The sequence below is a fragment of the Enteroscipio rubneri genome (assembly GCF_963929405.1).
GTDB classification, from domain to species: Bacteria; Actinomycetota; Coriobacteriia; order Coriobacteriales; family Eggerthellaceae; genus Enteroscipio; species Enteroscipio rubneri.
In genome coordinates, this window is record NZ_CAWVIN010000002.1 from 673,473 (window position 1) to 688,528 (window position 15,056).

At 61.9% G+C, this 15,056-nt stretch carries 12 protein-coding genes; all 12 read right to left on the reverse strand.

The genetic code is table 11. From position 1 onward, the window contains the following. Positions 1-169: 169 nt before the first annotated feature. The 12 genes from miaA to ABGT83_RS06435 all read right to left on the reverse strand — a co-directional run bounded on the left by miaA (position 170) and on the right by ABGT83_RS06435 (position 14,974). Positions 170-1,150 (reverse strand): tRNA (adenosine(37)-N6)-dimethylallyltransferase MiaA, encoded by a 981-nt coding sequence (gene miaA / locus ABGT83_RS06380; protein ID WP_346686512.1) that lies wholly within the window; start codon positions 1,148-1,150, stop codon positions 170-172. 12 nt (positions 1,151-1,162) lie between these two features. Further along, positions 1,163-2,533 (reverse strand): tRNA (N6-isopentenyl adenosine(37)-C2)-methylthiotransferase MiaB, encoded by a 1,371-nt coding sequence (gene miaB, locus ABGT83_RS06385; protein ID WP_346686513.1) that lies wholly within the window; start codon positions 2,531-2,533, stop codon positions 1,163-1,165. Positions 2,534-2,540: 7 nt separating this feature from the next. Then, positions 2,541-2,885: a stage V sporulation protein S gene (locus ABGT83_RS06390; RefSeq protein ID WP_103264631.1), complete on the reverse strand. Its 345-nt coding sequence runs from the start codon at positions 2,883-2,885 to the stop codon at positions 2,541-2,543. Positions 2,886-3,082: 197 nt separating this feature from the next. Further along, on the reverse strand, positions 3,083-4,183 hold the full coding sequence (locus ABGT83_RS06395) for an ATP-binding protein (RefSeq protein ID WP_346686515.1): 1,101 nt from the start codon (positions 4,181-4,183) through the stop codon (positions 3,083-3,085). Positions 4,184-4,196: 13 nt separating this feature from the next. Further along, on the reverse strand, positions 4,197-5,729 hold the full coding sequence (gene rny / locus ABGT83_RS06400; RefSeq protein WP_103264629.1) for a ribonuclease Y: 1,533 nt from the start codon (positions 5,727-5,729) through the stop codon (positions 4,197-4,199). A 372-nt stretch (positions 5,730-6,101) separates the two neighbouring features. After that, entirely contained in the window at positions 6,102-6,761 is a 660-nt protein-coding gene (locus tag ABGT83_RS06405; protein ID WP_346686518.1) for a regulatory protein RecX, read from the reverse strand. 1 nt (position 6,762) lies between these two features. Next, the gene (gene recA, locus ABGT83_RS06410) at positions 6,763-7,821 is read right to left on the reverse strand and encodes a recombinase RecA (protein WP_103264627.1); all 1,059 of its coding nucleotides are present in this window, start codon (positions 7,819-7,821) and stop codon (positions 6,763-6,765) included. A gap of 241 nt (positions 7,822-8,062) precedes the next feature. Beyond that, positions 8,063-9,316, reverse strand: a complete 1,254-nt coding sequence (gene pgsA / locus ABGT83_RS06415) for a CDP-diacylglycerol--glycerol-3-phosphate 3-phosphatidyltransferase (protein ID WP_346686520.1) — start codon at positions 9,314-9,316, stop codon at positions 8,063-8,065. Positions 9,317-9,320: 4 nt separating this feature from the next. Further along, entirely contained in the window at positions 9,321-10,718 is a 1,398-nt protein-coding gene (gene rimO, locus ABGT83_RS06420; RefSeq protein ID WP_103264625.1) for a 30S ribosomal protein S12 methylthiotransferase RimO, read from the reverse strand. A 15-nt stretch (positions 10,719-10,733) separates the two neighbouring features. Continuing rightward, entirely contained in the window at positions 10,734-11,231 is a 498-nt protein-coding gene (locus ABGT83_RS06425) for a YajQ family cyclic di-GMP-binding protein (protein ID WP_103264624.1), read from the reverse strand. Positions 11,232-11,364: 133 nt separating this feature from the next. Then, a complete protein-coding gene (locus tag ABGT83_RS06430; protein WP_103264674.1) occupies positions 11,365-12,417 on the reverse strand; it encodes a helix-turn-helix domain-containing protein in 1,053 nt (350 codons plus the stop codon). 13 nt (positions 12,418-12,430) lie between these two features. After that, positions 12,431-14,974 (reverse strand): FtsK/SpoIIIE family DNA translocase, encoded by a 2,544-nt coding sequence (locus tag ABGT83_RS06435; protein ID WP_346686523.1) that lies wholly within the window; start codon positions 14,972-14,974, stop codon positions 12,431-12,433. Between the last annotated feature and the right edge of the window lie 82 nt (positions 14,975-15,056).

Genomic DNA, 15,056 nt, shown 5'->3' on the forward strand with positions numbered 1-15,056 from the left:
TACGAGCACCACTCCGTCCGCGCCGATTCCGACGTGGCGATCGCACAGGCATGCGACCTGCTCTACAGTGAGCTCTATAGCGCATGGACGATCGTCGATGAAGATGAAGTCATTGCCGAGTCCGCGTAGTCTGGCGAATTCGAGTTCCATTGACTGTCTCTCTGCTCCTTTATGTTCGGCTGGCGTCTGCTTCCCTGAGAGCAGCAAGCGCTTGTTCGACAAGCGGGTCGACTTCCTGTTCGTTTGCGTCGATCCAGCGAATGCGCTTGTCCTTGCGGAACCATGTGCGCTGGCGTTTAGCGTAGCGCCGTGTGGCCGTCTTGATGCGCTCGATTGCCTCCCCCATCGTCGTGTCGTGTTCAAGCGCAGCGACGATCTCCTTGTATCCTATCGCTTGGGGCGCGGTGACACCCGTGCGGAAGCCGTGGTTTAACAGACCTTTAACCTCGGAGACGAGTCCCGCCTGCACCATAGCGTCCACCCGCGCGTCAATGCGTTCGCGAAGGATGTCGGGATCGACCGCCAAGCCGATGAGAGAAGCGGGCACGAGTTGCGGGAGAGCGGCTAGTTTTGCACGTTGTGCAGCGTAGCTTTCGTTCTCGTCGAGCAGCTCGAAGGCGCGCACAACGCGCTTGGTGTCGGCTGGCGGAATGAGGGCCGCGCTTTCAGGATCGCGGTCGCGAAGAAGCTCCCATACAGCTTGGGCTCCACGCTCCTCGGCGAACCGGTTGAGCCGCTCGCGCACCGCATTGCCCACCTGTTCGCCTTTTGGGAACTCGTATGCGTCGATCGCGGCACGTACGTAGAAGCCCGTACCCCCGCATAGCACGCAGCGCCTGCCCCGCGCATCGATGTCGCGGAAGCATTCGCGAGCGTAATCCTGGAAAAGGGCTGCGGAGTATGGCTGCCCCGGATCCACAAGGTCGAAACCGTGATGCGGCACGAGGCGCTCAGGGACGGGAAGCTTGCCCGTTCCGATATCCATACCTCGGTAAACCTGCATGGAATCAGCGCTCACCACTTCCCCGTTCAACTCGAGCGCAAGCGCTTGTGCGAGCGCGGTCTTGCCTGAAGCAGTAGGGCCTACAATGCAGACAACAGGTGCGGAGAGGTCGAGTGAAGCAGACGCCTTCGTCTGGTCAGAATGCATGGATGACGCCGTTCAGGGGCGCGTCGGAGGATCGAGGAGGCGGCCGGCAAGATACCATGTCTTGGCCTCGTCCACGCGCACGCGCACGATGCTGCCAGCAAGATCCTCGGCAGAGACGCCTGGAGGCAGCGGCGCATGGACAGTCTGATTCTTGGGACTGCGACCCGATAGCAGCCCCGTATCGCGCTTCGAAGCGCCTTCGACGAGCACGTCGACAACCGTGTTCAGATCGCGTTGGTTGGCCTCAAAGGCGCGCTTCTGCACGATGTCGACCAGACGGTCGAAGCGCGCCTGGATGGTCTCGCGCGGAGTCGGATCGTTCATTGATGCAGCAGGCGTGCCTTCTCGCTTCGAGTAGATGAACGTGAAAACCTGGTGGTATCCTACTTCGTCAACGAGGCGATACGTGTCTTCGAAGTCTTTTGCCGTCTCGCCCGGGAATCCGACGATGACGTCGGTAGACAATGCGATGTCGCCCACTGCATCGCGCAGCTTCGCGACAAGGGCGCGGTAATGGTCGCGCGTGTAGCGACGGTTCATGGCGGCCAGCACGGTGTCCGAACCCGACTGTACGGGCAGGTGCAATGCGGGCATGAGGGAGCGAAGCGTAGCGAACTTGCCGATGACCTCGTCGGTAAGATCCCTCGGATGACTCGTTGCGAAACGAAGGCGCTCCACTCCAGTCGCGTCGAGTGCGTCAAGCACTGCAGCGAATCGGGGGGAACCGTACAAGTCGCGCCCGTAGGAGTTCACGTTCTGTCCGAGCAAGGTGATTTCCTTGACGCCAGCGGCTACGTAGCGCTCAGCTTCCTCGACGATATCCTCGAGTGGGCGCGACTTTTCCCGACCGCGCACATAGGGTACGATGCAGTACGTGCAGAAGTTGTTGCAGCCGATGGTGATGGGCAGCCACGCGGCCCACTCATGTTCGCGCGAAGCGGGCAGCTCTGATGCAAACGATGAAGCCGCATCGAGCACTTCCACATGGTGCCCGCCCTTCTCCACCGCCGACTGCAGAAGGCGCGGCAACGAGGCGAGGTTGTGCGTTCCGAATACCACGTCAAGATGAGGAAGCTTTTCTACAAGGCGCTCCCCATCACGTTGGCCGATGCACCCTCCCACGGCTACGATACGCTTGGAAAGCGGCGTTCCCGAGCGCAGAGGTATGTTCTTGAGCGATGCGACCTGACCGTAGAGACGCGTATCGGCTGCTTCGCGCACGCAGCAGGTCATGAACGCGACGATGTCGGCCTTCTCGACCGATTCGACCGCCAACGCACCAAGTCCTTCGAGCATGCCCGCGATGCGCTCGGAGTCGTGTTTGTTCATCTGACATCCGAACGTGCGAATACAGAACGTGAGGTTCATGAACGGGGTCTGCATAAGCGTACTAGAGATTCGTGGTCGTGTCCGGGCCATCGGAAATGCCGGAAGCGACGCCGCGCGTGTAACGAGGTTCGACGGTGAAACGGATAGCGGTGCGGTACTCTCCGTCGATGACGATGTCAGTGAACGAGGGCACGCAGGATATTTCAATGCCGACCGGAGATAGAAAGCCGCGTGATATGGCGATGGCTTTCACTGCCTGATTCACCGCCCCGGCGCCAACGGCTTGTATCTCCACGCAAACGCCGTCTTTGATCATGCCGGCTATGGCGCCGGCGACAGATGCGGGGGAAGACTTCGATGAAACCTTCAAGCAGCCGGGCTCCGGCCTGTGATCAGTTGTTGGCATGCATATCCTTCGTCGTTGCTGGTTCGAATGAGCTTCTGTTGTAGTGCGGGTACTATGCCGTGTGCCGCATGTCTCGAGGTGAGATCTCGTTCTGTTATTCTACCTATTCGACGTATCGTTCGCAACCTGCGCATATGGTGAGATTGAGGAGAGTCGCAAGGCCGGCCGAGAGCCTCCCCTGCGCAGCTTCGACGACTTCAGCGGAGTTTCTGGACGGGGATGGAGATACGAATGGCGTCTTTGCCCACCTTGACCTCTGGACGAACCTCCGGCTCCAGATAGTAGTCGCGTGCTAGTTCGGCGTAAGCGGCGCGAATATGATCAGAAAACGCAGCCAAATCGTCCTGAGAAAGCTTCAGACCGCGTTGATCGGCGTCAGCAGATGGGGATGCCTCTGAAAGAATGCGCGCCGGATGCGGTTTCTCCTCGCCGTCTTCGCCTATACGAACGCGCGCAAGCAGCGGCTCAAGCGGGGCGATGCCGCCATCCATGATGCGTCGGGCTGAGCGCTCGGAGATAGCAAGACCAAGTTTGGCGGACTCGTCAGCAAGTTCGGCCGGGTCAGGCGCCGCTGCAAGACGTGTACAGACAGGAAGCCGGGTGGTATCTGCGCAGAAAGCGCGCATGGCGGAGGTAAGTGACGACAGTCCGAACTCGTAGAGCGTGGCTGTTATGTCGGTTGCCGATCCGAGGTAGACCGTACACGACCGGCGGCTCTCGAGCGCGAACTCGCATGCGGTACGCAGGATGTTCTTCGGGCCGCGCACGGCCACACTGCCTGATTCCATGCGCTCGAAGATGGGAAACGTAGACTGATCGGTCTTCTCCCCTATCCGATCGAGATCGGTCTCCACCACGAATGCAGAGCCCTTGCCGACATCCGATGCGGCGATCCGAGCTGTTTCGGCGTTCACGGCGATAGAGTACAGCGCCATGCCCCGACCGTGCACGCCCCACTTGTCCATATGCATGGTGTCGAGTTTTGACGTAACGCGCGGCTCGAATATCCGCTCATGCATAGCAGGCGGTATACCGTCACCATCGTCCACCATGACGATGCGCCGCCGTCGTTCCTCTCGCGTCGCCGCCACGAAAATGCTCCGAGCATTGGCATCGCGCGCGTTGCGCAGCAACTCGATCACGACATCCTCAGTGGAGCGGATGTCGTGGACGGCTTGGCGCCGCTCGGCTTCGGCGCTCCTCAGACGGACAAAGCCATCCCCGAGGTCGGCCTCGACCCGGAGATGGCTATCGCCGCAGACATTTTCTATAAAGTTCTCGAGCGCTTTATCGGCCATGCCGAACGCGCCTTTACTTCGCGATGCCGACCGCGCGGCTCTCGCGAATAACCACGACCTTCACCTGGCCAGGGTACTGCATCTCGTTCTCGATTCGTTGAGCGATGTCATGGGCGAGCACGGTCGTAGCCGCTTCGTCCACCGTATCGGGCTCTACCATGACGCGAACCTCTCGGCCCGCTTGAATGGCATAGGTACGCTCGACGCCCTTGTAGGAATTCGCGATTTCCTCGAGCTTCTCCAAACGCTTGACGTAGGCGTCGAGCGTTTCCTTGCGCGCACCGGGACGAGCGGCGGACACGGCGTCGGCGGCCTGGATGAGCACGTCGAGCACGCTCGAAGGTTCGACATCGTTGTGGTGCGCCTCGATGGCGTGGACGATATCGGCTTTCTCCCCGAAGCGGCGTGCAAGATCGGCGCCGATGACGGCGTGGCTGCCCTCGACTTCGTGGTCGACGGCCTTGCCGAGGTCATGCAGAAGTCCCGCGCGCTTCGCCGGTATGGGATCAAGGCCCAGTTCTGCGGCCATGACGCCTGCGAGGTAGGCGACTTCGAGGGAATGGTTAAGCACGTTCTGTCCGTAGGAGGTGCGGTAGCGCAAGCGGCCGAGCGTGCGCACGATCTCCGGATGCAGATCATGGATGCCGGTATCGAAGGCTGCCTGCTCGCCAGCCTCCTGAACACGCTGGTTGACGAAGGATTCGGCTTTGCCGAACATCTCCTCGATGCGCGCAGGATGGATGCGGCCGTCGGCGACAAGGTTCTCCATCGTCACGCGACCAATCTCGCGTCGAACTGGGTCGAAACATGAAATTGTAACGCACTCGGGCGTATCGTCGATGATAAGGTTCGTCCCAGTCAGCTGTTCGAACGAGCGGATATTGCGCCCCTCCCGGCCAATGATGCGTCCTTTCAGGTCGTCGGAGGGGATATGGATGGTGGATACGGTGGTCTCCGCTGAGTGGTCGGCTGCTACGCGCTGGATGGCGAGGCTCAAGATCGAGCGCGCTTTCTTGTCCGCTTCGGCTTTGGTACGCGCCTCGGCGTCGCGGATGATGGAGGCCTGCTCGTGAACCACTTCGTCCTTGAGGGTGTTGAGCAGCTCGGCCTTCGCCTCTTCGGGCGTCATGCCGGCCGCACGTTCCAACCGTCGGCCCACCTCGTGCTCGAGCGCATCGAGGTCGCGCTCGCGGCGCTCGAGCTGGCCTTGCATCGACGAGATCTGATGCTCGCGCGCATCGAGCGATTCGACGCGACGGTCGAGCGATTCCTCGCGCTGGGAAATACGGTTCTCTGCCGTGCGCACTTCGCGCATGCGTTCCTTGTTTTCCGCTTGGGCTTCCTGCTTGATTCTCAGAGCTTCGTCCTTTGCTTCGACGACGGCCTCGCGGCGCAGCGTCTCGGCCTGCCGCTTGGCATCGGCAACCACTGATTCCGCTTCTTGGGCCGCACGCTTGGTGGACGCGTTGACCAAAAAGCGGGTGATGACGAAGCCGAGGGCGATGCCGATGATGGCCCCGACAAGAAGCCAGATTGCTTCGGGCATACGCTCCCCCTTTCGTTTCGCATGTTCGATGTTGTTCTGTTCGTTCGGTAAAGGCATAAAAAATCCCGGCAAAACCGGGCATGAGCGAACGCGCGCAAAACAAGCGACGTCTATGAACTTATCTATACTAGAAGTACCCGTTCGGGCACGTATCACTCAAGCTATAACATATGATAGGGCTTGTGACCGGTTTGTAAAAGCCCTGACAAAAAATTACCCGAAAACCGCCGCTGCAAAGCAAGGCTGACGAAGTCGGGCATGCGATAAGAGCGCCTATTCGGCCGCCGGCGGTCGAGCCGGTCGGCAAAACGGAATATGCGGAAAGCGCTCCTCAGCTGCACCATTTGGACGTTCCGAGCGAACTTGCGCATATCAACCAGGATTTTCGTCGCACCACAAGCGCGCGGCCGTTACGGCGATGTCTGCGGCGAAGCCCTTCTGTATGAGTCGACGGTAGGCGGCTTCCCGGCGGTTCTTCGCTCGAGGGGGCTTGCGATGAAGAAGGTCGAGCGCACGCTCGACCTCGCCGCCGTCCTCCATGGAGCCGTTCGAGAGCGGCGCGACCACCTCCGCATCGATGCCGAGACCAGCCAGCTCGGCTGCGATGCCCCGCCGACCTCGTCCCTGCGCAAGGCGGCTGCGAACGAGCACCTCCGCATATCGGCAGTCGTCCACGAGCCCGCAACGCTCGGCACGCGCAAGGGCCTCGTCGACGGCTGCGGCTTCAAAGCCCTCTCTCGTAAGTCGACGTCGCAGCGCTTCGCTCGCCTGCTCGCGATGGCAGGCGAGCCGCTCGATTTTGCGGAAGGCCCGCTCCTGCTCGCTCTCCGTGCCATCCTCGCCGGCTTTCGGGGGGCGGGAGACCTGCGCATGCCCCCTATCGGACGCGTCCTCGCCATCGAGCGGCAATGAACGAGCCGACACGGCAGGTTCGAGGCTGCGCTCTCTTCCGCCCTCGCCCGCCGCGCGGCCGCTACTTTCGATAGCTGCGATTTGAGCGCGTAGGCGGGCTTTCACCTCGTCATCGGCCATGTTACTTCTTCTTGGTTGGCTTGGCGACAGGCGTCAAAGCATCGGCTTCCTCGGTCGTGCGCGTGACGATGGGGATTTCGAAGGCTTCGCGCACCTTCGTCTCCAGCTCATCGCGCAAGTCGGGATTCTCGCGCAGCGTCTGCTTTGCTGCTTCACGACCCTGGCCGAGGCGCTCCTCGCCGTAGGTATACCACGCGCCGCTCTTCTTGGCTACGCCGGCTTCAACGGCCATATCGACGATGCAGCCTTCTCTCGAAATGCCCTCGCCGTACATGAGGTCGAACTCAGCTTGGCGAAACGGCGGCGCCACTTTGTTCTTCACCACTTTGGCGCGCACGCGGTTGCCCACGATCTCGCCGCCGTTCTTGATGGAGTCGATACGGCGGATGTCGATGCGCACACTCGAGAAGAACTTGAGCGCGCGACCGCCGGTTGTCGTTTCCGGGTTGCCGAACATTACGCCGATCTTCTCGCGTAGCTGGTTGATGAAGATGCAGGTGGTATTCGATTTCGAGAGCGAACCGGCCAGTTTGCGCAGGGCTTGGGACATGAGGCGCGCCTGCAGGCCTACCGTTGTGTCGCCGATCTCGCCTTCGATCTCTGCGCGGGGCACGAGCGCTGCGACGGAGTCGACGACAATTGCATCGATTGCACCCGAGCGCACGAGCATGTCGCAGATCTCGAGCGCCTGCTCGCCTGTGTCGGGCTGGGAGATGAGCACTTCGTCAATATCCACGCCGAGCCGCGCCGCATATACGGGATCGAGCGCATGCTCAGCGTCGATAAAGGCCACGATGCCCCCCATAGCCTGCGCTTCCGCAATGATCTGGAGGGCGAGCGTTGTCTTGCCGCTTGACTCGGGGCCGTATATCTCTACGATGCGTCCGCGGGGAACGCCCCCGATGCCGAGCGCTGCATCGAGTGGCAGGGCTCCCGTGGGAATGACTCCGATGTTTAGGTCATGTCCACCCTCGCCGAACTTCATGATCGAGCCTTTGCCAAACTTCGTTTCGATCTGGTCGGTCGTGAGTTTGAGCATCTTCGATTTTTCGTCGTTCATGCGCTTCCTTCTCTTCCTGCCGTATGCGCAGTGCGGCCTGATTCCAGTATCTATAGTACACGAACATATGTTTGAGCGTCAAGCATTTTCGCGAAACGAGCTTGCCAAACCAGCATAGCGTGTCCTCTCAGCGCGCAGATGGCCGGCATCTTGCATGTATTGCCTGCTGATCCGTCGGAATCGAATGCGCTTCCAGCGCACATCAAGCGCGCAGCTAGCGGATTATCGGCGAAGGAAAGGCTCAACGATCGCGCAGGCTATCTGCGGCCGCACCCTCGAGGACCTCCAGCAGAAACTCAAGCGCCGCGCGCACGGTGAGCAGGCGCACCTGCTCGCGCGTGCCGGGAAAATGGCAGCAGCGGGCGCAGGTGAGCGCCGTATCGGCACGGCCGATCCACACGGTTCCCACCGGCTTGCCCGGCTCGGCTCCTCCCGGACCGGCAATTCCGGTCGCCGAAACCGCGATATCGCAGCCAAGTTGGCGGCGGGCCCCCTCAGCCATGGCGCAAGCAGTCTCCTCGCTGACCGGGCCGCAGTGTGCAAGCGTCTCGCGGCCAACGCCGAGAATCCCGTGTTTCACGTCCTCGGTGTAGCTCACCACGCCCCCCGTTACGGATTCGGAACTTCCCGGCACGTTGACGAGCGTAGCGGCGATCAGACCGCCGGTTAGGCTTTCGGCGGTACCGATGGTCCTGCCGGCGGCACATGCAGCCGAGAGCACCGTCGTCGCCAGCGCATTCAGTGTCTCGGGTTCGATGCTCGCGACCATGTCGTCAGAAAGAACCCGCTGCTCGGCCTCGTCGAGGAATATCGAATCGGGTTGTCCGGCGTCATGTTCCTCGACGCGCGCAGCGCGCCGACCCGACGGAGTGAAGCCCAGCAGTTCCTTGGCCTTTACGAAGTAGTCGAGCATCGAGACGATGGTAAGCGCGAGCGCTGCCAGCATGACAGCCCATGAGAAGAGGTAGAGAGGGTTGTGTAGCACACCCTGCGGATCGGTGATGACCACGCTGTCCTTGACGATGAACAAGACGATGGCGACGATCTGCGTGACCGTCTTCGCTTTGCCGTACCAGCTGGCGGCTATGACCACGCCCTGGCTTGCCGCAACCATGCGAATGCCTGAGACGATAAACTCGCGCGCGAGGATGACGAGCGCCACCCATGAGGGCAGAACCCCCAGTTCGATCAGCGCGAGCAGCGCCGCTGCCACAAGGATCTTGTCAGCCAGGGGGTCGATAAACTTTCCGAAGTTCGTCACCTCGCCGCGGCTGCGGGCCAGATACCCGTCGAGCCCGTCGGTGGCGGCCAGGAGGATGAAGATGCCAGCGGCAACCCATGGCTTAGCCGTCTCGGCATCCGGCCAGAACGGGAAGTAGGCCGGCCACGGACTAATGATGGCGACGACGAACACGGGCACGAGGCAGATGCGCAGCAATGTGACGATGTTCGCCGGAGTCCAAAGCCGCTCGTGCGCAGCGCCATTCGGAGTCATCGCCTCACTCCCCTTCCATTTCGTAGAGCAGCGTGTCGGTTATGACGACGCGGCGGATATCTCCCGCTTCGCCTGCAGCGAGGTACGTGACGCCGTCAACTTCGGGAGCCTGGCACATAGCGCGTCCGAACAGCTGGCCGTCTTCTTCGACGCCTTCCACAAGCACGTCCATCTCGCGTCCGACGCGCGCGGCAATGCGCGGGCAGCAGACGGTGTCGGCCAGATCGCGCAAACGCTGCGCACGGTCGGCCTTTTCGTCCTCATCCACCTGGCCAGGCAGATCGAAGGCGCGCGTGCCCTCTTCTCGTGAAAACGGAAATACGCCCACGTAGTCGAACAGGCCTTCCTCGACGAAAGCGCACAGCTCTTCGAACTGCTCGTCCGTCTCGCCGGGGAAGCCGGCGATGAGCGTCGTGCGCAGCGTGGCGTCCGGCACGCGCGACAGCACGTGCTCCACAAGCGAGCGGAACTCCTCGCGCGATCCTGTGCGGTTCATAGCGCGCAGGATGCCCGCATCGACGTGCTGGAGCGGAATGTCGAAATAGGGGCACACGTTGGCGTGTGACGCGACTGCCTCAAGATAATCGTCGGTCACGCCTTCCGGTTGGAGGTATAGGACGCGGAACCACACGTCGGGAAACTCCTCCGCCAGCGCGGATACGAGTTCGGCAAGCGACGAGGCGTCATCGAAGTCCTCGCCCCAGCGCCCCGTGTCTTGCGCGATGAGCACGATTTCGCGCGTACCTGCGGCGGCGTGCGCTGCAACCTCCGCACGTACGTGAGCAAAGGGGAAGCTGTGATAGCGACCGCGAATGAACGGGATGGTGCAGTACGAGCAAAAGCGGTCGCAGCCGTCGGATATCTTCACGTAGGCAAAGGGCGCTCTTCGATGCGCTGCCCAAGAAAAGTCATCCGTTTGCGCGTCTGGAAACGCTCCATCCGGGATGACAGGAGCGCTTTCGCTTGACGGTGTGACGGAACGCGGCGAGCAGGACAATGCGCGATGCTCGAGCTGGCGCCCCAAGGCTTTCGCGAGCACCAAGGCTATGTCATCCTCGCGGCTGCAGGGGACGAACGCCTGCGCTTCGACAAGCTCGTCAGCCAGATCGTCACCATAACGTGCAGGCATGCATCCTGCAACGATGAGCGGGGCACCTGCTGCGATGTTGGCAAGTCCCGCCACATCGAAGATGGCTTCGAGGCTCTCCTCGGTGGCGCTCTGAATGAACGAGCAGGTGTTCACCACTACAGCGTCGGCACAGGCCGGATCGTCCTCGATCATGAATCCTGCACTGATAAGCTGCGTGCGCATGTGTTCCGTATCCACCTCGTTCTTTGCGCATCCGAGCGTGACGAACGCGACGCGCGGCGATTCGGGTGTCGCATCAGGTGAAGGTATCATGATGAAGCGACCGTCCTAGCGGTAGTTGACATACTGAAGCGGCTGACCGTAGTCGTTGTTTTTCAAAAAGGCGATAACTTCCTGAAGCGCGTCGCGCGACGGCGAGCTGACGCGCAGTTTGTCGCCTTCGATCTGCACCTTCACCTTCATTTTCGTGGCTTTTATATCCTTGTTAATCCTGCTTGCCACCTCCTTGTCGATGCCCTCGACGATGGTGGCTTTCTGGCGCACGCTTTGACCGGCAGCCGCTTCTGGATCGCTCCACTTGACAGCGGTTAGATCGATGCCGCGGCGCACGAACTTCGAGCTGATGACGTCAATGACCTGCTTCGCTACAAAATCGGCCGGCGCCGCCACCGTAATGGCTTTGCCCGCTTTATCGAGCGATATCTCTGCACCCGAGTCTTTGAGGTCGTAGCGCTGCGACAACTCCTTCTTAGCCTGCTGGAAGGCATTGTCAACCTCTTGCATGTCCACGGTGGATACGACGTCGAAACTGGATTCCTTCGCCATGAGTGCTCCCTTCCGTACAAGGCGGCCCGCGCTGGCGGGCCGCTCATGATTTGCTCGCGCACAGCATAGCGCATTTTCGAGGCTCCGACCCGCTCTTTCAGAGGGGTTCCACAGCAGCGGCGGCGAGATTCGGTCAGGACGCCGCAGGATCCGCTCCTCCGTCGTCGCCGGCGTGCTCTTCGTTCCATTGGGCGAGGATAGCGGCGAAGTCTACCGTGTAGCTGTAGACGCCCGATCCCCGCTCGTCGGTCGGTTCGACCTCCGCCCCGTCGACGGATATCGTCACTGCCTCGGGATTGGTGGTGACGAACTTGAGCGTGCTGGAGACGTCGAACGAACGCTCGGCCGGGCCGGAGATGTCTTCGGCTACCGTGGCGCCGCCGTCGCCTTCGTACACTTCGATGTATGCGGTGCTTCCGTCGGCCACCTGATAGGAGAACGTCGCCTTCGATGGCGGTGTTGCGACCGGAGCAGGCTGCGGCTCACCGCCCTCGTCGCCTCCACCCTGCTGCGTCGTGTCGGTCAACCCGGTGATAGGGACGTTCGGAACATCCGACTCGGACTCCTTGTTCCCGCAGCTGAATACGAGCAGCAGTACGACAAGAAGCAGCACGAGCACGCCAGCACCGGCTACGATGAACGGAAGCTTCGACTGCACAGCGCCTGTCGCCTTCGGCCCCGCGTAAAAGTTCGTGTATTGGGTGCTCGGCAGCGCCCCATGGCGGCTAGGATGTGTGCGGTCCTCGGAATACAGGCGCGAAGACCCTCCCGCACGCGTCCCGTAGTCGTGCCGGTCATCGTAGAGCGTGCGTCCGAATGCGTTCTGCCGGGGTTCCCGCTCGCGCTCTTGCTCTGCGCCGTGGTCGCGCTGGCGGGATGCCCTCGTGCGCGATGATCCGCCCATATTGAAGCCTGTGGCCGGTTGTGCTTGGTTGCGAGCCCTTCCTACCTGATATGCATAGGCCTCATCGAGGTACATACGCGTAAGCTCGGTCGGGTTAAGCCCGACGAGACGAGCGTAGGCGTTCACCATGTTGCGCGTGTAGCCACGCGGGGGCATGGACGCGAAATCGCCCTCCTCGATGGCACGGAGGATATCGGGGCGAATGCGCAGCCGCCGAGCGGCCGATGCCAGGTCGTAGCCCTTGCGTTCGCGGGCGTCCCGCAGAATCGTTCCGAATGTCACCTGCGCCACCTCGTCACTTGTCCGGTCCCGAACCATCGTTGGCCTCGAAGGCCTTCAGCGTCTCGAGTTCCATGGCGTCCACGAGCACGTCGCGGGGCTTGCTGCCGTTCGGCGGGCCCACAACGCCCTTCTCCTCCAACATGTCCATTATACGCCCTGCGCGCGAATAGCCCACTTTGAGGCGTCGCTGGATGTTCGATGTTGAACCCAAGCCGCTCGAGACGACGATCTCGGCTGCCTCCCAAATAAGCGGGTCGTCCGAAGAGCCGGACCCGCCGCTGCCGTCAGGCTGGGACGCTCCGAGCGTGATGAGGTTCGTCGCAAGAATCTCCGAGTGGTACTCGGGTTCGCCCTGCTCCTTGAGCATGCCGACGACCGCATTGATCTCGTCTTCGGATACGTAGCAGCCCTGGATGCGTTGAGGTTTGGCGTATTCGGGCTTCGACAGCAAAAGGTCGCCCAGCCCGATGAGGTTTTCTGCACCCGGTGTATCGAGAACCACGCGGCTGTCGATTCCGCTGGCCACGTTGAACGCGATGCGGTTCGTGATGTTCGCCTTGATGAGACCCGTCACCACATTCGTGGAGGGGCGCTGCGTGGCCACGATGAGATGGATGCCAGCCGCGCGCGCCAGCTGCGCGATGCGGCTGATGGAAAACTCCACCTCCTTGCCGACGTTCATCATGAGGTCGGCAAGCTCGTCGATGATGATAACGATGTAAGGCAGTTCCGCGCCCAGCTCGCCCGCGGGAGGCTCTTCGTCGGCTTCGCGCGCCTTCTCCTGTGCGGCGATTTCTGCCTGGACCTTTGCGTTGTACTGCCCGATATTGCGTGCGCCCGCCTTGCTGAACACCTTAAGGCGCCGCTCCATTTCCGCCACTCCCCACGATAGCGCGCTCGCGGCCTCGCGAGGTTCGGTGACCACCGGCACATAGAGATGCGGGATGCCGTTGTAGGGCGTGAACTCGACGCGCTTGGGGTCAACCATGATGAAGCGCACCTCGGCGGGGGTGGCGCGCATGAGGATAGACATGATCATGGCATTGATGGACACCGATTTGCCGGATCCGGTGGTACCGCCGATGAGGAGGTGCGGCATCTTTGCCAAATCGGATACGATAGAGCGTCCTTCGACGTCTTTTCCGATGGCGATTTGCAGCGGGCCGGCGCCTGCATCTTTGAGCACGTCGCCCAAAAGCACGTTTTGCCGCGTTCGGTTGGGCACTTCGATGCCGACATAGTTCGTACCGGGGATCGGCGCAAAGATGCGCACTCCGGGAGCAGCGAGCGCGAGCGCGATGTCGTCCTCGAGGGCCGTGATGCGGCTAACGCGCACGCCTGCAGGCAGATCCACCTTGAACAGAGTGACCGTCGGCCCGGCAACCCAGCCCACGACCTCGGCCATGATGCTGAAATCTTCGAGCGTCTCTTGCAAGCAGGCCGCCGTTTCTTTCAGCTCGGCGTCGGAAGCCTGATCCTTCTTGGTGTTCTTGGAGGTAGCTAGCAGATCCAGGGGAGGTAGCTCGAACCCGTCGGCAGGTCGCGGCGCTGCGAGCGGCGTGGAGTTCGACGGGGCGGCCGCAGTCTTCTCCGGCTTGCTCGAGGATTCGCCCCGTTTGCTTCCGAGCTTGCGCGTAAGCATCTGTGCGGGTTCAGCTTCCGTTTCCTCGCTTCGGGCTGCACGGCCGGGCAGCTCCTGCGTCGCCAGCGGTTGGGATGCGCGCCGCGGCTTGGAGCGGCGACCCGAGGAGTCGCCTGCGTTGAGGCCGCGTGGCAGCGCGCTTGTCGCTGCCGCTTCCTGCGCTTCTCCCATGATGGGAATGATAGGGGGTTTCGCAGCGCCCGAGCGGCTTACGCGGGCGAATGGGGGCGCCGGGAGGACGCTGTCGCCGTCTTCGGCCCGAGCCCGGCGCGCGTCCTGCACGCGCTCAACAAGGCCCGAAAGCGAGAAACCGATGACAAGAAGTCCAACTGCAATCACACCGAACAAAATGATGCATGAGATGACCTGGCCGAACAGCATCAGGCCCGCCCAGGCGATGCCCGCTCCCACGTAGCCGCCCCGCGCGGACAGCTGATCGGGTTCGAACAGGAGCGCGGCCGGATCGGAACCGCCCTCGGGGGTGAACAGCGCCAGCAGCGCGAGCACAGCGACAAAGATCAAGACGAGACCCACGGCCACACGCAAAGGAACACGTTCCCGCTCAAAGCGTGCGAGGAAGCTCGCGCCGACGATGAGGAGCAGGAACGGCAACAGATAAGCGCCCAGTCCGAGCGTGAGGTGCAGGGCGGTCGAGACGAACGACGTGACGAGCGCATTCGCAGGCAGCACGGCCGCCACGAACAGCACAACCGCCAATACAGCGAAGGCGACGCCCGCGATGTCACGCCGGGTCCGCTCATCGAGCAGACGCCGATCCTCGACTTCCGGGCGCGCGCCTTTTCCGTTCTTCGTCGCCTTCTCGGAAGGCGACGCCGCGCGGCCCTTCTGCTTGGCGGGCGACGAGGGGCGCGCTTTCGCCTTCGATTTGGTAGCGGATGCTGATTGACGGGCCACGCCCTACTCCTTTTGCTGCGTTTGATCTGCGTTTCGAGAAGCCATGCGCCACGACGCCGAACAGGCTCCTCCAGGGTGCGTT